Origin of the sequence: Calothrix sp. PCC 7507 (assembly GCF_000316575.1) — a bacterium.
Taxonomy (GTDB): Bacteria; Cyanobacteriota; Cyanobacteriia; order Cyanobacteriales; family Nostocaceae; genus Fortiea.
The window spans coordinates 1,091,867-1,109,450 of the sequence record NC_019682.1 but is presented as its reverse complement, the minus strand read 5'-3'; the positions used below and the strand labels follow the sequence as shown (position 1 = coordinate 1,109,450).

17 protein-coding genes are annotated in these 17,584 nt (G+C 40.5%); 10 read left to right on the top strand and 7 right to left on the bottom strand.

Annotated elements, in window-relative coordinates:
- Both CAL7507_RS04960 and CAL7507_RS04955 read right to left on the bottom strand, forming a co-directional pair.
- Window positions 1–1,152 carry an amidohydrolase family protein gene (locus CAL7507_RS04960; protein WP_015127338.1) on the bottom strand — a complete coding sequence of 384 codons (1,152 nt, stop codon included), beginning with the start codon at window positions 1,150–1,152 and terminating at the stop codon, window positions 1–3.
- 114 nt (window positions 1,153–1,266) lie between these two features.
- Window positions 1,267–2,616, bottom strand: coding sequence for a glutamine synthetase family protein (locus CAL7507_RS04955; RefSeq protein ID WP_015127337.1), 1,350 nt, complete (start codon window positions 2,614–2,616; stop codon window positions 1,267–1,269).
- Between the two features lie 106 nt (window positions 2,617–2,722).
- On the opposite strand from CAL7507_RS04955, the gene CAL7507_RS04950 reads away from it, so the two are divergent.
- From CAL7507_RS04950 to CAL7507_RS04940, 3 genes are all read left to right on the top strand, one after another.
- Entirely contained in the window at window positions 2,723–3,370 is a 648-nt protein-coding gene (locus CAL7507_RS04950; RefSeq protein WP_015127336.1) for a transaldolase family protein, read from the top strand.
- A gap of 284 nt (window positions 3,371–3,654) precedes the next feature.
- A complete protein-coding gene (locus CAL7507_RS04945; protein WP_015127335.1) occupies window positions 3,655–3,861 on the top strand; it encodes a hypothetical protein in 207 nt (68 codons plus the stop codon).
- A gap of 16 nt (window positions 3,862–3,877) precedes the next feature.
- The gene (locus CAL7507_RS04940) at window positions 3,878–4,303 is read left to right on the top strand and encodes a type II toxin-antitoxin system VapC family toxin (RefSeq protein ID WP_015127334.1); all 426 of its coding nucleotides are present in this window, start codon (window positions 3,878–3,880) and stop codon (window positions 4,301–4,303) included.
- 56 nt (window positions 4,304–4,359) lie between these two features.
- Here CAL7507_RS04940 and CAL7507_RS04935 read toward each other — a convergent pair whose 3' ends face one another.
- Together CAL7507_RS04935 and CAL7507_RS30065 are read right to left on the bottom strand one after the other, a co-directional pair.
- A complete protein-coding gene (locus tag CAL7507_RS04935) occupies window positions 4,360–5,514 on the bottom strand; it encodes an ATP-binding protein (protein ID WP_015127333.1) in 1,155 nt (384 codons plus the stop codon).
- A gap of 2 nt (window positions 5,515–5,516) precedes the next feature.
- On the bottom strand, window positions 5,517–8,243 hold the full coding sequence (locus CAL7507_RS30065) for a histidine kinase dimerization/phosphoacceptor domain -containing protein (RefSeq protein ID WP_015127332.1): 2,727 nt from the start codon (window positions 8,241–8,243) through the stop codon (window positions 5,517–5,519).
- A gap of 787 nt (window positions 8,244–9,030) precedes the next feature.
- Here CAL7507_RS30065 and CAL7507_RS04925 point away from each other — a divergent pair.
- Window positions 9,031–10,317, top strand: a complete 1,287-nt coding sequence (locus CAL7507_RS04925) for an FAD-binding oxidoreductase (RefSeq protein ID WP_015127331.1) — start codon at window positions 9,031–9,033, stop codon at window positions 10,315–10,317.
- A 59-nt stretch (window positions 10,318–10,376) separates the two neighbouring features.
- Entirely contained in the window at window positions 10,377–11,732 is a 1,356-nt protein-coding gene (locus CAL7507_RS04920; RefSeq protein WP_015127330.1) for a (Fe-S)-binding protein, read from the top strand.
- A gap of 19 nt (window positions 11,733–11,751) precedes the next feature.
- Here the strand turns inward: CAL7507_RS04920 and CAL7507_RS04915 are convergent, their stop codons facing one another.
- Window positions 11,752–12,462, bottom strand: coding sequence for a TIGR04283 family arsenosugar biosynthesis glycosyltransferase (locus CAL7507_RS04915; RefSeq protein ID WP_236556879.1), 711 nt, complete (start codon window positions 12,460–12,462; stop codon window positions 11,752–11,754).
- A gap of 210 nt (window positions 12,463–12,672) precedes the next feature.
- On the opposite strand from CAL7507_RS04915, the gene CAL7507_RS04910 reads away from it, so the two are divergent.
- Window positions 12,673–13,134, top strand: coding sequence for a cupin domain-containing protein (locus tag CAL7507_RS04910; RefSeq protein ID WP_015127328.1), 462 nt, complete (start codon window positions 12,673–12,675; stop codon window positions 13,132–13,134).
- Between the two features lie 527 nt (window positions 13,135–13,661).
- Window positions 13,662–13,781, top strand: a complete 120-nt coding sequence (locus CAL7507_RS30525; RefSeq protein ID WP_369750861.1) for an element excision factor XisI family protein — start codon at window positions 13,662–13,664, stop codon at window positions 13,779–13,781.
- Between the two features lie 83 nt (window positions 13,782–13,864).
- Here the strand turns inward: CAL7507_RS30525 and CAL7507_RS04905 are convergent, their stop codons facing one another.
- Window positions 13,865–14,239 carry a hypothetical protein gene (locus tag CAL7507_RS04905; RefSeq protein WP_015127326.1) on the bottom strand — a complete coding sequence of 125 codons (375 nt, stop codon included), beginning with the start codon at window positions 14,237–14,239 and terminating at the stop codon, window positions 13,865–13,867.
- 128 nt (window positions 14,240–14,367) lie between these two features.
- Here CAL7507_RS04905 and CAL7507_RS04900 point away from each other — a divergent pair, with 128 nt between their 5' ends.
- A complete protein-coding gene (locus CAL7507_RS04900) occupies window positions 14,368–14,547 on the top strand; it encodes a hypothetical protein (RefSeq protein WP_042341826.1) in 180 nt (59 codons plus the stop codon).
- A gap of 86 nt (window positions 14,548–14,633) precedes the next feature.
- The gene (locus CAL7507_RS04895) at window positions 14,634–15,212 is read left to right on the top strand and encodes a Uma2 family endonuclease (RefSeq protein ID WP_015127324.1); all 579 of its coding nucleotides are present in this window, start codon (window positions 14,634–14,636) and stop codon (window positions 15,210–15,212) included.
- 4 nt (window positions 15,213–15,216) lie between these two features.
- Here CAL7507_RS04895 and CAL7507_RS04890 read toward each other — a convergent pair whose 3' ends face one another.
- Complete coding sequence (locus tag CAL7507_RS04890; protein WP_015127323.1) at window positions 15,217–15,807, bottom strand: Uma2 family endonuclease; 591 nt, start codon at window positions 15,805–15,807, stop codon at window positions 15,217–15,219.
- A 187-nt stretch (window positions 15,808–15,994) separates the two neighbouring features.
- Between CAL7507_RS04890 and CAL7507_RS04885 the strand changes: the two genes are divergently transcribed.
- Window positions 15,995–17,224 (top strand): LL-diaminopimelate aminotransferase, encoded by a 1,230-nt coding sequence (locus CAL7507_RS04885; protein ID WP_015127322.1) that lies wholly within the window; start codon window positions 15,995–15,997, stop codon window positions 17,222–17,224.
- Window positions 17,225–17,584: the final 360 nt, after the last annotated feature.

Genomic DNA, 17,584 nt, shown 5'->3' with positions numbered 1-17,584 from the left:
TCAGTTACTTGTACTGAGCGCAGTCGAAGTCTCAGTTACTTGCTTATACAAAGCTAAGGCATTTTCGCGTAAAATTGCCTTAGCGATCGCCTCTGCTTCACTGACAGTAAGATCAGAATCCTGAATTGCTTGTTCTAACACTTCCGCTAACAACTGCCGTCCCCATTTTGCTCCCAAATAGTACAATTCTGGGATGGTGTGAGCATCCGAGGAATACATGAGTTTACTTGTAGGAGTCAACTCTAATAATTGCCGGATTGTCTCCCGCATCCCAGAAACGCTTAAACTGGGTACTGCTAAACCAAAATCTAAATAAACCTGGGGATAGACGGAAGCCAAATATCCAGCTTCGCGCATATATGGATAAGATGCATGTAGCAGTACCAAAGGTGCATGATAAGATTCCGGTAATTCCAAGAGCGATCGCAGATGCAAAGGATTAGCCAATCGCAAATCTAAATCAGGATCGCCAAAACCAGTATGCAATTGCAATGGTAGTTGATATTTAGCGGCAATTAATAGAGCCTGTTGTAGTAAAAAATCAATCAGAGGTTTGTCAACCAGACGCACTGGTTGATTGGGAAACTTTTGTTTGATGCGGTAAAAATAAGCCGCCGCCGCCTCTAACGTTACTGGTTGAATTTCCAAGCCAGTACGGTAACAAACAATACTTTTAAAAGCCACAACTCCAGGGGGTGGCGGATCAATCGCGCTGTGGAAATTTGCGAGAAAAGTTTCAAAATCATCCGTTTGAGGAATTAGCTGTTCTGCTACCACCTCTAACCGCAGAATCCTTTTTACTGGTATGAATTGTTCATGCCATGAGATTGGTAAGATATCCTTTGGTGCAAAACCGTCATCCAAATAAATTGCTTCCAAATTAGCAGCACGAAAATATACTTGTGTCAAGTTTTCTATTCCTAAACTCTCTCGACGCGCCACAATTGCGGCTTCTTGAGGTTCACATGCCAATAAAGCCGCTATTTCTCGCAGGCTGCGTCGATAGAATAATGTGTGACGAGCATGATGATTGATAATTTCTGGGTGAAATCCTTCAGTAAAGCCAGCCGCATAAGGATAACTGGCAGCTACTTCTGGCTTCAACACATTGTGAGCGTGTTGATCAATTAAGGGAATGTCATTAAAATTCATACAAGTTCAAGAATTTTTAATTGATGGCTGATGGCTGATGACTGATAACTGATAACTGATAACTGATAACTGATAACTGATAACTGATAACTGATAACTGATAACTGATAACTGTTAATACCGCTCTAATAAAAGTTTAACTTCTGCGGCTAAATCCCAATCTTTCATTGCTTGCCATTCGGCTTGTCGCACTGCTAAGAAAGCTTGCGATAACTGGGGATTTAAAGCATTTAGCAAGACATCGTTATTTTGGAGATGGATTAAGGCTTCCCCAAGATTTTTGGGTAAGGGTTCAATACCATTAGCAGTGAGCTGTTCAATTGGCAAATAACCGGGGTCTTGATCTACGGGTGTTCCTGGATCTAAACTTCTTTGCACACCATCTAATCCAGCAGCAATTATCGCACCTAAAGCGAGGTAAGGATTGGCTGATGCATCGACGGTTTTTAACTCGAAATGAGTTGAACCACTTAATCCCGGATTGCTGGGAACTCTCACTGCTGCTTCGCGGTTGTCTAATCCCCAACAACGAAAAGCACCGCTCCAAGTATGCGGACGGATGCGGCGGTAAGAATTGGCAGTAGGGGTAGTTAATGCCATTAATGCTGGCAAGTGATGTAATATACCTGCAATAAATGTTCTCGCTATATGAGAAAGACCGCAGACACCTTGAGCATAAGGAAGAAGATTGTGACCATCACGCCAAAGGCTGAGGTGGATGTGACAACCGCTACTAGCTGCATCTGGGAAGATTTTCGGTAAAAAAGAGGCTGTGAGATGGTGGCGATGAGCAACTGCTCTGACTGTCTCTCTAAAGGCAATTTGTCGGTTAGCTGCATTCAAAGCATCAGTATATCGCAGGGAAATTTCCTGTTGACCAGGGCCTGATTCTGGATAATACTGCTCTATAGGAATTCCTTGGGTGATGAGTGCATCGGTAATGGCATCAATGACTTCATGATTGAGATCAATTGCTTGGGTAGATGCAAAAACCGTCGAGTCTGTGGGGATAATGCCCTCAGATGTTTGTCGTAACAAATAAAACTCATTTTCAAATGCTGCTTGAATTTCCAAGCCTTCGCGTTTCGCGGCTACAATCATCCGCTTGAGGAAATTTCGCGGACACAATGGCCACGGTTGTCCATCAAGTATCATGTTTCCCATGACACGGACATGCCCGGGAGCATAAGGTAAAGGGATGAGACTATCCCAATCAGGTACTAACCGGATTTCGCCTACTGGACTCAAACCACTATCGGGAGCGATCGCATCATACATGACAGGTACTCCCTGTTCCCCAGCAGATATGCCCACACCGTGTTCTAAATAGTGGGGTAACATCTCCACATGCACAGCCTTACCACGAATGATGTTGGCGTTATCGCACCAGAGAATGCGGACAAATCGCACACCCTCTTTTTGCAGAGATTTCTTGATTTTTTTGAATGAGTTGTGTTCCGCCATCGCTCACACCATCCAGCGGTTGAGTGGATGTCATCATTCTCCCACGCTCGTCGAACAAGTTAAAAGTTAAAATAACAGCGGCACTAACTTTCCCAAATACAGACAAGTGAGTATTTATCTCGACTCGGCAATTATTGCGGAAGCCCAGGCTGCGAATAAATTGGGCTGGGTAAAAGGCATCACAACTAACCCTACTCTGTTGGCGAAAACCGATTTACCAGTGGAGACTACACTCAAACAACTTGCTCAGTTGACTACAGGCCCCGTATTCTATCAGTTGATGTCCTCTGACTTTGTGGAGATGCTAGCAGAAGGGCGGGCGGCGCGTAGAATTATTGGACACCAGACTGTACTGAAAATTCCAGCGTCGTTAGTGGGTTTTCAGGTGGTTGCTGAACTATTACCGGAAATTGCTTGCGCGGTGACAGGAATATATGGTGCTGCTCAAGCAGCTGTGGCTAGAGAGGCGGGGGCAAAATATGCGATCGCCTATGTGAGTCGAGCTACTAAACTTTTAGGTGATGGGGTGGCTTTGCTGCGAGACATGACTAGTGTGGTGGTAGGAAGTAATACAGAGATTATGGCCGCTAGCATCAAATCTCCAGAGGAGGCTGTAGCATCTCTACAAGCTGGCGCGCAACATCTCACTCTCCCCTTAGCGATGTTACAGGCGATCGCCTCTCATGAACTTTCGCTGCAAACGATTGATGAATTTGCTCAAAACGGACGCGGGCTTTTACAGCCAATTGCTTGATGGCTGTTCCGCAAAAGATGTGTTATGTTTGACCCGTCTTTGATCCGCACCCTACCTCTACTAACTTGCGTTTGGAGGTAGGGTCTTTATTATCAGATTGACCAAAGAGGCAGGGGATCTTTTAGCTCTTAGGGACTTCCAGAAAATAAATTATCCAATTTACTCAGATAATATTTTTTTCTCCCCCTGCACCCTGCCCCCTGCTCCTTGTCCTCTTGTTGACGCTTCAGTGGTATCGCCACGACCAACTTAGGATATTATAGATAGCGTTTTTTGAAAAGAAAATGGAAAAAAAAATAGCAGCTGTATTTGATGGCAAAGTGTTTTATCCTACAGAAGCGATCGCACTGCCGGCTCTTACCCGTGTGAGCATCAGCATTGAAATCTTGCCCCCTGAAGAACAGGAAAGTGTATCGTTTCTGACGACAGCGCGATCGCTCAAGCTACAGGGACCACCAGATTGGTCTGCCAATATTGACAAATATTTGTAATGTCTGGAAATTCAGCATGAGGACTGAAGTCTTTCTTGATACATCCTTTGCCATAGCTTTGTCTGCACCAGATGACGATTTGCATCAGCGGGCTGCCCAGTGGGCCGGACTTTTAGAAACAGCAGGAACACGCTTGGTGACAACACAAGCAGTGATGTTAGAAATTGGGAATGCTTTATCTAAACAACCCCATCGTCATGGAGCAGTTATATTATTGAATGCTTTGGCAGCAGATTCTCATGTAGAAATTGTCCCTCTATCACAGCAACTCTATGACAGAGCCTTCCAGCTTTATTGTGAAAGATCAGAGAAAGAATGGGGCTTCATAGATTGCGTATCTTTTATTGTCATGCAATATAGTGGAATTACTGAAGCATTGACTGCTAACGAGCATTTTCAGCAGGCAGGATTTCGCGCCTTGCTACGAGAAGATACACTATAAGCAAATTAAACTACAGATAAAGTTGGTTTGAATCATTCCCCAAATATGCAACGCCACTATTTAAGTTGCGACGGTAAGCTGACAATAAACGTTGTACCAAATCCAACTTTACTGACAACAGAAATTTCCCCGCCATGCAAATCTACATAATTTTTGACAATCGCCAGTCCTAAACCATTCCCTGGGATCTTACCTACATTGCTTCCTCTTTGGAAAGAATTAAACAGATTTTCTTGATCGGCTTCTGGAATCCCAATACCTTCATCTTCGATACGGAAAATAACTTCTCCCTGTACACAAAAAATCTCAAAGCGCACCGTACCACCTGCTGGCGAATATTTAATAGCATTTCCCAGCAAATTAGTGAGGATATGGCGTAGCAGTTTTTCATCTAAGTAAAGCATTTGCTGATTTTGAGTTAGCAATTGCAAGTTTTGTCCAGTGCTATGATCTTCTAAGTTTAAATTTTTACTGTGAATTGTAAAAATGATATTATGATATTCACTAGCACTCAATTGAATCTCTTTTACAAGATTTTGGCAGAAATTTTCTAAGTCTACAGGTGCTGGGTTAAGCTGAGATGTAACTGTTTCTGCTTTACCCATTAACAAAACATCACTCAATAAACGATCAAGCTGTTTAACAGAGTTTTGAATGTGATGGAGATACTCATCTTTTTTAGCTTCGTTTAATCGATGGCTATGATTTGCTAGCAGTTCAGTACAAGTAGAAATGTTACTCAAGGGATTACGAAATTCGTGGCTAACCATTGAGACAAAATTAGACTTAATTTTTCTTTTTTCTTGTTCTTGTACTAAAGCCTCACGGATCACGACTTCTGCTTGATGTCTGCTAAGAGCAATTTCAATAGTAGTAATTAATTGAGTTTCTACAAATGGTTTAAGTATATAACCCAATGGTTGTGTAATTTTTGCTTTTTGCAAATTACTGGCATCGGAATATGCAGTCAAATAAATAATTGGTATATTGAAGCGAGAGCTAATTTCGGCAGCAGCTTCTATACCACTCATATTGCCTTTCAACATTACATCTATCAAAACTAAATCAGGATGGAATTCTCCAGCCTTTGCTATTGCTTGTTCCCCATAAGCAGCAATAGCAGGAACAGTATATCCTGATTTTTCTAGACAATTCTTGATATCAAAAGCGATAATTCTTTCGTCTTCAACAACTAGGATTTTTTCTTTCATTTTTAGTTTTGCTCAACGAATATAATTGTAAATAATGTTCCTAGTTGAGTAAATTTAATACTTCCTTCTAATTGTTCTACTAAATTCCATACTAATTGTAAGCCAAGTGACTGATTTTTGTATAATTCTATATCTTTTTGTAGTCCCACACCAGTATCACTAACATTTAGTGAATATTTACCGTGATTTAAATCCAAAAAGTCTACATAAATATCACCTTTATTACAATCCACAAAAGCATGTTTAATTGCATTGGAAATTAGTTCGTTAATAATTAAACCACAGGGTATAGCAGTATCAATTTTTAGCAAGATTTTATCAATATTTAAGTGTATCTTAATATCCTGTTTAACTCCATAAGAACAAATGAGATTATTAGTTAATTTCTGGATATAATCAGAAAATTCTATTTTTGCCAGGTCGTTAGATTGATATAAGTTTTCATGAATCATCGCCATAGCTCGAACACGGTTTTGGCTATCTTGAAAAATATCAAAGGCTTTTTCGTCATTAATATATCTAGCTTGTAGACGTAATAAACTAGAAATGACTTGTAAATTATTTTTGACTCGATGGTGAATTTCTTTTAATAGCACCTCTTTTTCTTTAAGAGATGATTTAAGTTTATTTTCTGCTTGCTTGCGAGCAGTAATATTCGTATTTGAACCTGCCATAAAACATGGATGACCTTGTGTATCCCAGAGGAGTGTGCCATGAGCGAGAAACCATATATAGTTACCATTTTGATCGAGCATTCGATGCTCAATTTCGTATTTGGGTATCAACTTTTCCAAATACGCATTTACTGCACTGCTGACTGATTGCATATCATCAGGATGAATAAGCAGTAACCATTCATCAAAGTATCGAGGAATTTCTTCTTCTGTATAGCCAAGCATAGTGATCAAATTGGGATCTATATAAATTTCGTTGGTTTGAATGTTCCATTCCCATATCCCCACCTTACCGGCACTGATAGCTCGTATATACCTTTCCTCACTGACTCTCAATGCTTGTTCTACCCGCTTGCGTTCTAAGGCATTACCTAACATTTCTCCAACCATTTTTAGTAAAGCAATGCTGTCTTCTGTCCAAATTTTTTCAGTCCGGATTGAATCAAATTCAAGATAACCAATTAATAAACCACCACAAACTATAGGCAAAATAATCAGTGATTGAATATTTTGATTTATTAAAGTTTTTTGTAGCTGACTTGCTTCAATTGGAAGTTCATTAATGCGAGGAATATAAATTGTTTCAAAATCGCTAAGTTTTTCTATTATCCACGGCAAAACTATATCTGGAGTGTCTTGTGAATTGTAAATTGTCTCTTCAAAGCTTTGAGTATGCCACTCATATATATTATTTAGTGTGTTGTAATTTTCAGTAAATAAAAATACATAACTGCGGTCAACAACAGCAAATTCTCCAATAGCCTGTAATGCCTGATTGATACCTTGGTCAATCTCGTTAGGAGCCAGATTGATAAAATGGGTTGATATGGTAGTAATCAATTTTTCAAACTCGACTCTATACCTGAGTACTTCTTCAATACTCTGGCGTTCAATAGTTTCTTGTAGTAAGCACTCATAAGAATGTCTTAATTCTTTAGTGCGTTCTTCAACTCGAATTTCTAGTTCGGCTTTGGCTTTTTTTAAGGCTTCTTGTGCTTGCTTGCTTTCAGTTATATTCCGGATGATAACGATAATTTGATGCTGGATTGATGGTAAAAACCGGGCTTCAAAGCTTTCTGTCTCCAAGGCTATTGGTAGCGAATACTCAATTGATACGATAGATTGAATTTGGTGTAGCTGAAGAATAGCTTGCTGAAATTTATGACCAACATTAAGTGGCATTATATCTTGTAGACGCTTGCCGATGAATGGTGTTGATGGTAGGTAAAATTCAGAAGTTTCTCTAGTGTGATAACTAAGAATTGTGCCGTCACTTCCCAACCGAAAGTACAGATCAGGAAAAGCTTGAAAAATTTCCTGTAATTCAGAATTTGTTTGTAATAGTTGTGCTTCCGTGGCAACGCGATCGCATATTCCACGTTGTAAAATTTTATTGACTTTTACTATTTTCTCAGTGGCGTGATTAATTTTTTTTTCTAACTCCACTTCAGCTTTTTTTAAAGCAAGTTCTAGTGAGCAACGTTGAGCAATTTCACATTCTAACTGCTCTCTTGTTCTTAAAAGTTCATTTTGTAATTTTACCGCTAGACTCTCTGGCGTTACAATTTCTAATAATTGCCCTACATTATTCACAATTGCTAAATGACGGTTTCCAGAATCGCACATTAGCGTCAAGGTTGTATTCACATCAAAATCTTGTTCTAAGGTAATTAAAGGTTCTTTCATCACTTCCACAATTTTTAGTGCTGCCAAATTTATTCCAGAATGAATTAATTGCAACAAATCTGCAAGTGTGAATATGCCTAACAATTGTGATTTTTCCACAACATATATGCAGTCAACAGGCAGAGTCACTTTATTAGAAAAAAATTCCCTGGCAAAGGTGAGGCTATTTGCAGCAGGAATCAACTCTTCTTTAACTACTTTTAATTGACAGCAATAGGATTTATCCAAACTACATTTAGCCTGGAAAAATTGATCTTCTACGCAAACATACTCCCCTGCTTGTCCCATATAAATAATTACTTCTTTTAACAGTGTATGGGGAGCGCAAATCAACATAGAGTCATGAATAGCATAGTTTAGGACGGGCATAGGGGCAATCTCTAAAGACTACATTACTGCTGTTGCAAACCATTACTTTTACAGGGGTAATTTTTGGAAAATAATTATTATTTCTCACATTTATTTATCGAGATAAACTCTAATTTCTTCGCCAACAATTCTGCGATTAAATTATGATTATTCCCGAATTGACTTGTTAGTATTTTCATGAGAAATTAGATATTTGGGAAAATATCAATCTATAGAAAAACACTGCTTATTTTTGCCACCATAGATTCACTCATCACTGATCCCAGAGACGGTAGATTCAATTACTCTAAATCAGGAACTGGGGAGACGGAAATGATCAGGAAAATGGTGAAATACTTCTCACTGGTTAAACGCTGATAGCAACATCTCTGGATAATTTTCTAGTAGTGTGCAGGATGTTACCTTTGTATGACTGCAAGCGTTGTACCATAACAAACTTAAGCTTGAAAATTTGCTGATAGATTAATGACATTGCTACCCTGGTAAATCAAGTCTAGTATTTATGGCTGTATAGTATTTGAAATGCCAGCTTAAGCATAACAAAACTGAAATACAGCAGTTTACTGTAGCTAGATTAAGTCATAATTAATAAGATTACCTCGTGGTTTTTACTTAAATACGGCTACGTAAGGACATGTTTTTTTTTAAACTAAGCAAAAATAATTGCCGTGCTTAGAGAAAAGACAGAGGATTGTCGTAGTCCGGGATGTTAGCACTTACGCGGTGCTAGACGCTTTTTTGGTCAGGTTAACCAGTAAATTAGATGTAGGGCGTAAAAAATAAACTGATGAAAGCGATCGCTTCTAGTCTTGCATCTATCGTTGGTGAAAAAAATGCTGTTTGTCTTTGGGAAAATATCGAACTCAGTCACAAAGAACGTATCCAACAGGCCGTAGCCTCCGGAACCACTCCTAGTTGTATTGTCTACCCAACCAGCCAAGAACAACTAGCCGCCGTCATCGCCGCAGCACACAGTCAACACTGGCGCGTCCTTCCCTGTGGTCATGGTAGTAAACTTAACTGGGGCGGTCTAACCAAGAATGTTGATGTGGTGGTGAGTACAGAACGCATCAACAAACTCATAGAACATGCCGTTGGTGATTTGACCATCACGGTAGAAGCTGGCATGTCCTTCTCCCGTCTCCAGGCTATTTTGGCAGAACATCGGCAATTTCTCGCCCTTGACCCTACTGCACCAGAGTTGGCAACCATTGGTGGTATTGTGGCTACAGGTGATACAGGTTCCCTACGACAACGTTATGGCAGTGTCCGTGACCAACTGCTAGGTCTTACCTTTGTACGTGCTGATGGACAAATCGCCAAAGCTGGGGGACGAGTCGTCAAAAATGTTGCTGGATACGACTTGATGAAGTTGTTTACAGGATCGTATGGCACATTAGGAATAATCACCCAAGTGACATTTCGAGTTTATCCACAACAAGAGGCATCCGGAACGGTGGTGCTGACTGGGACATCTGAGGCCATAACTCAAGCTGCTGCTACTCTCCGAAGTTCAGCATTAACACCCACCCAAGCTGATTTGCTATCAACAAAACTAGTCTCTACTTTAGGTTTAGGTAAAGGACTAGCATTAATTACTCGCTTCCAAAATATTAGTGAGAGTGTTAAAGAACAATCCCATCGACTTTTGCAAGTAGGGCAAAAACTGGGTTTAAATGGGGCAATTTACTCGCTAGAAGATGAGGATAATCTATGGCAGAGATTGCCAGAGCAAATACATTATGCATCCGCAGAAACTGTCATTACCTGTAAAATAGGGGTATTACCTACTGCTGCTGTCGAGGTTCTGCGACAAGTAGAAATTGGATTGATTCATCTTAGCAGTGGGTTGGGTTTATTACAATTTGAGAGTCAAAATCAAGTTTTACATATCCGTGATCTCTGCCAACGTAATAGTGGTTTTTTATCTATTTTGGCAGCACCTGTAACGGTTAAACAAACAGTTGATGTTTGGGGATATACAAGTAATGGTTTGCAGGTGATGCGTGGGATTAAAGAACAGTTCGATGGCAAAAATATTTTAAGTCCAGGTCGCTTTGTAGGTGGAATTTGAGTTAAAGGAACCACAGAAATACTCAGGACTCAAAAATTAAGCAGGAAGAAAAGATCAATATGCAAGTTTCAGAAAATTCTGTGAATAATACGGCAAGTGTGAAAAATTTACAGGGGTTTGACGGGAGTCATCCACCCGATCCAAAGTTGATTGATAGTTGTGTGCATTGCGGGTTTTGTCTGGCAACTTGTCCTAGTTATCGGGTGTTGGGGAAGGAGATGGATTCTCCTAGGGGACGTATCTATTTAATGGATGCAATTAATGAAGGAGAGATTGCACTGAATACAGCCACAACCGAACACTTTGATTCGTGTTTGGGATGTCTTGCTTGTGTGACTACTTGTCCTTCTGGTGTGCAGTATGACAAGTTGATTTCTGCGACTCGTCACCAAGTTGAACGGAATTATCCCCGGAGTTTAGCGGATAATCTATTTCGCCAACTGATATTTTCTGTATTTCCTTATCCTAGCCTTTTACGAATTCTACTTGTCCCATTGTTGGTTTATCAAAAATTAGGCTTTCCTAAGTTCTTCCGCGCCACGGGTTTACTAAATAAAATATCTCCCAGATTGGGAGCGATGGAATCAATTTTGCCGGCAGTTACTCTCAAATCATTTCAAGGGAATTTGCCTACTTTTATTCCCGCACAAGGTAAGAAGCGTTATCGAGTTGGGGTGATTTTAGGATGTGTACAAAGGCTGTTTTTCTCCCCTGTTAATGAAGCCACAGTCAGGGTTTTAACAGCTAATGGTTGTGAAGTTGTCATTCCCCAATCTCAAGGTTGCTGTGCGGCACTTCCTGAACACCAAGGACAAACAGAACAGGCGAAAACTTTAGCTAGGCAGATGATTGATAGTTTTGAGCATACTGATGTAGATTTCGTGATTATCAATGCTGCTGGTTGTGGTCATACCTTGAAAGAATATGGTCATATTTTAGAAGATGATCCAGATTATCGAGAAAAAGCTCAGATTTTTGCAGCGAAAGTTAGAGATGCTCAAGAGTTTTTAGCAACTGTTGGGTTAACCACAAAATTGTTACCGCTGACTGATAAAACCTTGAATTTAGTTTATCAAGATGCTTGTCATTTATTACATGGACAAAAGATTAGTGTGCAACCACGCCAATTGTTACAGCAAATTCCCGGGGTGCAGCTAAGAGAACCGATAGATGCGGCTTTGTGTTGTGGTAGTGCTGGTGTTTATAATATGCTACAGCCGGAAGTTGCCGAGGAATTGGGTCAGCAAAAAGTACAGAATTTATTGAATACTGGTGCAGAGTTAATCGCTTCTGCTAATCCTGGTTGTACGTTGCAAATTACTAAGCATTTACAGTTACAGGGTAAGGAAATTTCTGTGATGCACCCGATGGAGTTATTGGATTATGCAATTCGGGGTGTGAAGTTGGATATTTAGCGATCGCATAGCCTACAATTTAATTTTCTGATTTAACCTGGCTAAATTTTTCTCGGCGATACCAGCTACGAATTCTGTCTGGTGAAACACCGAGTAAATAAGCAATAATTACTATTTGATTCATCAGGGTGGTTGGCAAAATCCCTTTTTGTAACCACCTACGGGCTGAGGTAACAACTGGTACAGGAATAATAGTAATTTTACTTTGGCGTTTTAGACGACGTATCAGTTCAAAGTCTTCCATAATAGGGAGTTCAGGATAGCCGCCAAATTGCTGGAATATTTCTTTAGTTAAAAAAATTGCTTGATCCCCATAAGGCATTTGCCAAAAATGCGATCGCCATTTCACTCCCCATTCTACCAAACGCATACCCAAACCAGATGCATCAATTCGCAAGGTGAAAGCACCTGCAACAGTTCCAGGTTGTTGTAGCACTGTGCGAATCATGGCATCAAACCCAGTTGGTAAAAGGGTATCTGCATGGAGAAATAGCAGAATCTCACCCCTAGCAGCCGTAGCACCCATGTTCATTTGCACAGCACGACCAGGGGGTGATGAGATAATTTTTACCCCCAATGTCTGCGCTATTGCTAGCGTGTCATCTTTTGAGCCACCATCAACCACAATCACCTCTACATTTGTGCTGGGTTGAGTGCTATTGATTGCTTCTTTGATATTTCCTGCTTCGTTGATAGTGGGAATAATAATAGAAATTTTGGCACTGCTCATATTCTGATTCATAGTTTAGACTAAGTAACTCGGCGTAAATAATTGTCGCTAGGATAAAGTAATAGGGTTTGAGCCTTGTTTACTTTTCTTCACACAGTTTGCTTTTATTGTGCCGACTTACTAATTCACTGATAACTGATAACTGATAACTGTTGACTGTTATCTGTGATAATATCCACAATAAATCCTGTTTGCCATATTGATAATTCCATGATTATCGATCCTCAAAAAGTACCGAGTCAAAGAAGCACGAATTATCCTGATGAGTTCAAGCCACTGGTTGCAGGTAGAATCAAGCAACGGTTAGCTGAATTTGCCGGACTAAATAACTTTGGGGTAAATCTGGTGAAGTTAGAACCTGGAAGCTATTCTTCTATTAGACACTGGCATTCTCATCAAGATGAGTTCATCTATGTCTTAGAGGGTGAATTGACATTAATTACAGATGCAGGTGCAGAAATTCTGACTCCAGGAATGGCTGCAGGATTTCCCGCAGGTGAGGCGAATGGACATCATTTGGTGAATAACTCATCAACAATTGCTACTTATCTAGAAGTAGGCGATCGCACTCCTAATGACAGAGCTACTTACCCTGATGTAGAAAATTTAATCACACTACCTAGCCCTGATGGCAAGTCTAGGCAATTTGCTCATAAAAATAGTACACCTTAGTGAACTTCTGCGATCGCACTTTCACAACAAGCTGTCGTTAGGAATGAAGTTGCTGTCGTAACGACACTAAGTTCTGTCGTTAGGAATGAAGTTGCTGTCGTAACGACACTAAGTTCTGTCGTTAGGAATGAAGTTGCTGTCGTTACGTTTAGAGTGTTCCACAAAATAAATGATCCAAAACCCGTCATTGCATACTCCGCAGGAGTTGCAAGCTAGGCATAGCGTCTGGCACCAGAAGAACGACGTTCACGAAGTGTTGCCGTAGGGTAGCAATCGCTTTCACCACCGGACTATGCGATTATACCAATTCAAATAATGTTTGCAACACATACATTCTTCGTACGGGCACGGCTTCCATAGACTTTCGGGAAAATTGATAGTTTATGGGTGCCGTGCCCCTACCCATCTGTCGCATTCTTTTTTTAAATTGGTATTACTTCTCTACGAGACGAAGTAGGCGAACGCTCCACTCATAATGACAATTCAAGGGGTCTATAACGCTTGAAACCCTTTCAGATAGTACTTATGTGTACACCGTAGCCTGCCTTGGGACTGAGTTAATGCGTTTAAGTGTTCCTGCTAGCGATATTGTGTTGGCTTTTCAGCCTCCAGAAGCGAGGAAATATACTGAGTTTGCGGCGGTTTAAACTTGCCTGCGCGAGTTAAAAATCCTTGATTTTCTGTGAGTTCGCGCAGGATTCAGTTTTAGCTTATGTTGACAGCATATCCTCTACTGGTTCAATAAGGCGATCGCTCTTTCAATCTCCATCCTCGCTTTGTAGATAGCTAATAGCTTTTCTTGGTCAAACCTATCTGGATAACTCATTCTCCTACCCTCCAGGGAAATCCTAATCAGGGATATCTGCTGGTTGGTCGGTTCACCTATTTCGGACAATACCGTGGCAAGGGTTTCCATGCATGTCAGGTTAGGTAACTTCAATCTTTTACTTGCTCTCAACTGCTGTAAGGCGATTTGGGGAAATGACTGCAGTAAGGCAATATATCCTGCTTTCCCAGATGCACCAACCACGTTAACGCCGTATCTACGGCACAGATTACGCAGTTCCGGGATGGATCTAACTTCTAATTCGGTTCTCGTGAACATAAAATGAAAGAGTTCATTCTCAAAAAGTGGACATGGTGGGTATTCACTTTCCACGGTATATACCCACCAATAAAAACAATTTATTTCGCTGGTTTCACCGAATCAAGCTATATTTACTTTTCTCAACAATGCCTAACCCAAAAGGGAACCCTCAGAATTTTGAGAATCCGCCAAGCAAAGAACTAAGCGAACAACTAAGTTTTCGTGTCACCAAAGAAATGAAGGAAGAAGTCAAGGCGAAAGAAGATCCTCCTGAATTTTGTCGTCGCGCTATCCAGAAAGCGCTAGACGAAGATGCACAAAAGTAGTAAAGTTTGTCCCGTTTATTCTTCAATAGACTTTTTATTTCGCTGACAATTTCACTAAAGTTGATGTTATTCCCAACATAATCCCTATGACAGCGATCGCACTCAACTTAAACTCGATTATCCAACTCACCGACAACCAATTTTATCAACTCTGTCGGGAAAATCCTGAAATCAAATTTGAACGCAATGCAAAGGGAGAACTGCTGATAATGTCACCCACAGGTGGAGAAACTGGAAAGCGCAATATTGAAGTTGCGTCAGATTTTGTCATTTGGAATCGCCAAACTAAATTAGGAGTTTGCTTTGATTCTTCCACCTGCTTTAAACTTCCCAATGGTGCAAACCGTTCTCCTGATGTGGCTTGGATTAGAAAAGATAGATGGGATGCACTCACACCCGAAGAAAAAGAAAAGTTTCCGCCTATCGCCCCTGATTTTGTTTTAGAGTTAATGTCACCAAGCGATACTTTGAGAGAAACGCAAGAAAAAATGCGGGAATATATCAATAACGGAGTGAAATTAGGTTGGTTAATTAATCCCAAAATGCGTCAAGTAGAAATTTATCGTCTTGAACAATCAGTAGAAATATCAGAATGTCCACAAGAATTATCAGGGGAAGATGTTTTATCCGGATTTATTTTAAATTTGCAAATAATTTGGGGATAAATATTTATTGATTCCGGATAGCTTGCTCAAATTCAACCACAGCATCATACTGATCAGGCATAGCGATATAACGTAGCAATAAAGCCGGATCTAAATCGGGAAAAAACCCACTTCTGTTCACTTCTTGATATTCACCACCTTCGGTAAGACGGAATATTTGAATAGTGTTAGACTTCCAAAACCAAACTTCAGGTACTTTTTTGGGTTTGTATAACTCTTTCCTGTTAATAGTGCCACTAGTGACGATGACTTCAATCACAATGTCAGGAACTTCTTTTTTAGTACCAATGCTGTAAGACTCATCTGGTGTTCCAGAAGCATACCCCTGTTCTTCCAAAGTAAAACCACCACGTCTGTAAAATCGAATACCCAACAATTTCATATAAACTTCTAGCAGCAAGCCAACTGTGCTTTTCACTTCCTCATGTTTCTCACCAATTGGAGCCATAATTTCTAAGATTCCTGATAAGTAAGACAAGCGTATATGATGATTATCCTGGAGATGTGTCTCAATACCTTTGAATTGCTCCCAAGAAACATCTTTGAGAATTACCAATTTCTCTTCTGTAGACTGGTCTACAAGTGGGATGCTCATTACAAGACTTCCTTATCAGTTAACAGTTATCAGTCATCGCTTCTAGGGCTATTTTAGCGTATTGTATTTTCATCAAGTTGTGCGATCGCAATTCCACAATAAGCTATCGTTATGCCAAAAGCGACAAAGGTGTCTCACATCTAAAATTTAGCAGTAAGCTGTTTGAGGGCGTTTTTCACAAATTACAATGGCAACGATTAACGATAACTATCTGAAGCTGAAAGCCGGTTACCTGTTTCCGGAAATTGCGCGGCGGGTTAATGCTTTTGCACAAGCCAATCCTGATGCGAAGATTATCCGCCTTGGTATTGGCGATGTCACGGAACCTTTACCAGCAGCTTGTCGCCAAGCTATGATCAAAGCCGTTGACGAAATGGGCGATCGCACTACCTTTAAAGGCTACGGCCCAGAACAAGGCTATGCTTGGTTAAGAGAAAAAATTGCAGCGCAAGATTTCCAAGCACGGGGTACTGACATAGATGCTTCAGAAATCTTCGTTTCTGACGGTTCTAAGTGCGATTCTGGGAACATTCTGGAAATCTTTGGTCATGATAATGCGATCGCTGTCACTGACCCAGTGTATCCTGTCTATGTAGATACTAACGTCATGGCTGGAAATACGGGGAATGCCAACGACAAAGGCGAGTTTGCAGGCTTGATTTATCTACCCGTGACGGCTGAAAACAACTTCACCGCAGAGATTCCCCAAAAGAAAGTTGATTTAATTTATCTTTGCTTTCCCAATAACCCCACTGGTGCAACTGCTACTAAAGAACACCTAAAAGCATGGGTAGACTATGCTAAAGCAAACGGTTCAATCATTTTCTTTGATGCTGCTTACGAAGCTTACATCACTGATCCTGATATTCCCCATTCTATATATGAAATTGAGGGTGCAAGAGAAGTAGCGATCGAGTTTCGCTCCTTTTCCAAAAATGCCGGCTTTACAGGAACCCGTTGTGCGTTAACCGTCGTACCTAAAACGCTGACAGCCAAAGCCGCCGATGGTTCTGATGTAGAACTTTGGAAGCTGTGGAATCGCCGCCAATCTACTAAGTTTAATGGCGTGTCCTATATTGTGCAGCGGGGTGCTGAAGCGGTTTACTCTGATGAAGGACAGGCGCAAATTAAAGCGTTGGTAAGCTTTTATCTAGAAAATGCCAAAATTATTCGTGAGCAACTCACAGCGGCTGGATTAGCAGTTTACGGTGGTGTAAATGCGCCTTATGTTTGGGTGAAAACACCCAATGGTTTATCCAGTTGGGAATTTTTTGATAAGTTGCTGCAAACTGTGAATGTGGTGGGAACTCCCGGTTCTGGTTTTGGTGCTGCTGGTGAAGGTTACTTCCGCATCTCAGCGTTTAACAGTCGCGAGAATGTAGAAGAGGCCATGCAGCGGATTACACGCTTGTCTTAATAAATAATGGCTAGATCGCATATTAGAGGTATATCATCATATGCGATCGCCTCTTGTTTGCTATTCCCTTTAAACTGGCATTTCCTGATAACAGTGGCTACAACGCCAATAAATTCCCTCTGGGCGGACGTGACGGAGTAAAGTGTATGAACAACAAAGGCAAGTATGTCTCATCATCATAGATTGCCTAATTGTTGGGCAGATAATTCGTTGGTTACGACCAAATAGTAGCTTTTGAGGTAATCGGACCTCACCCTTTAATAAAGCTAGCATTTTCTTCTGCTCTGATAAATTAGTATTTTATATGACATTAAGCATAAATCATCTTGACAGAACATTTTCTCTTTTGATATCATACTT

Coding starts and splice junctions, on each gene's coding strand:
- CAL7507_RS04910 (WP_015127328.1), top strand. CDS start 12,673: ATGATTATCGATCCTCAAAAAGTACCGAGTCAAAGAAGCACGAATTAT.
- CAL7507_RS04900 (WP_042341826.1), top strand. CDS start 14,368: ATGCCTAACCCAAAAGGGAACCCTCAGAATTTTGAGAATCCGCCAAGC.
- CAL7507_RS04925 (WP_015127331.1), top strand. CDS start 9,031: ATGAAAGCGATCGCTTCTAGTCTTGCATCTATCGTTGGTGAAAAAAAT.
- CAL7507_RS30065 (WP_015127332.1), bottom strand. CDS start 8,243: ATGCCCGTCCTAAACTATGCTATTCATGACTCTATGTTGATTTGCGCT.
- CAL7507_RS04890 (WP_015127323.1), bottom strand. CDS start 15,807: ATGAGCATCCCACTTGTAGACCAGTCTACAGAAGAGAAATTGGTAATT.
- CAL7507_RS04945 (WP_015127335.1), top strand. CDS start 3,655: ATGGAAAAAAAAATAGCAGCTGTATTTGATGGCAAAGTGTTTTATCCT.
- CAL7507_RS04940 (WP_015127334.1), top strand. CDS start 3,878: ATGAGGACTGAAGTCTTTCTTGATACATCCTTTGCCATAGCTTTGTCT.
- CAL7507_RS04915 (WP_236556879.1), bottom strand. CDS start 12,462: ATGAGCAGTGCCAAAATTTCTATTATTATTCCCACTATCAACGAAGCA.
- CAL7507_RS04920 (WP_015127330.1), top strand. CDS start 10,377: ATGCAAGTTTCAGAAAATTCTGTGAATAATACGGCAAGTGTGAAAAAT.
- CAL7507_RS04960 (WP_015127338.1), bottom strand. CDS start 1,152: ATGAATTTTAATGACATTCCCTTAATTGATCAACACGCTCACAATGTG.
- CAL7507_RS04955 (WP_015127337.1), bottom strand. CDS start 2,616: ATGGCGGAACACAACTCATTCAAAAAAATCAAGAAATCTCTGCAAAAA.
- CAL7507_RS04895 (WP_015127324.1), top strand. CDS start 14,634: ATGACAGCGATCGCACTCAACTTAAACTCGATTATCCAACTCACCGAC.
- CAL7507_RS04905 (WP_015127326.1), bottom strand. CDS start 14,239: ATGTTCACGAGAACCGAATTAGAAGTTAGATCCATCCCGGAACTGCGT.
- CAL7507_RS04885 (WP_015127322.1), top strand. CDS start 15,995: ATGGCAACGATTAACGATAACTATCTGAAGCTGAAAGCCGGTTACCTG.
- CAL7507_RS04935 (WP_015127333.1), bottom strand. CDS start 5,514: ATGAAAGAAAAAATCCTAGTTGTTGAAGACGAAAGAATTATCGCTTTT.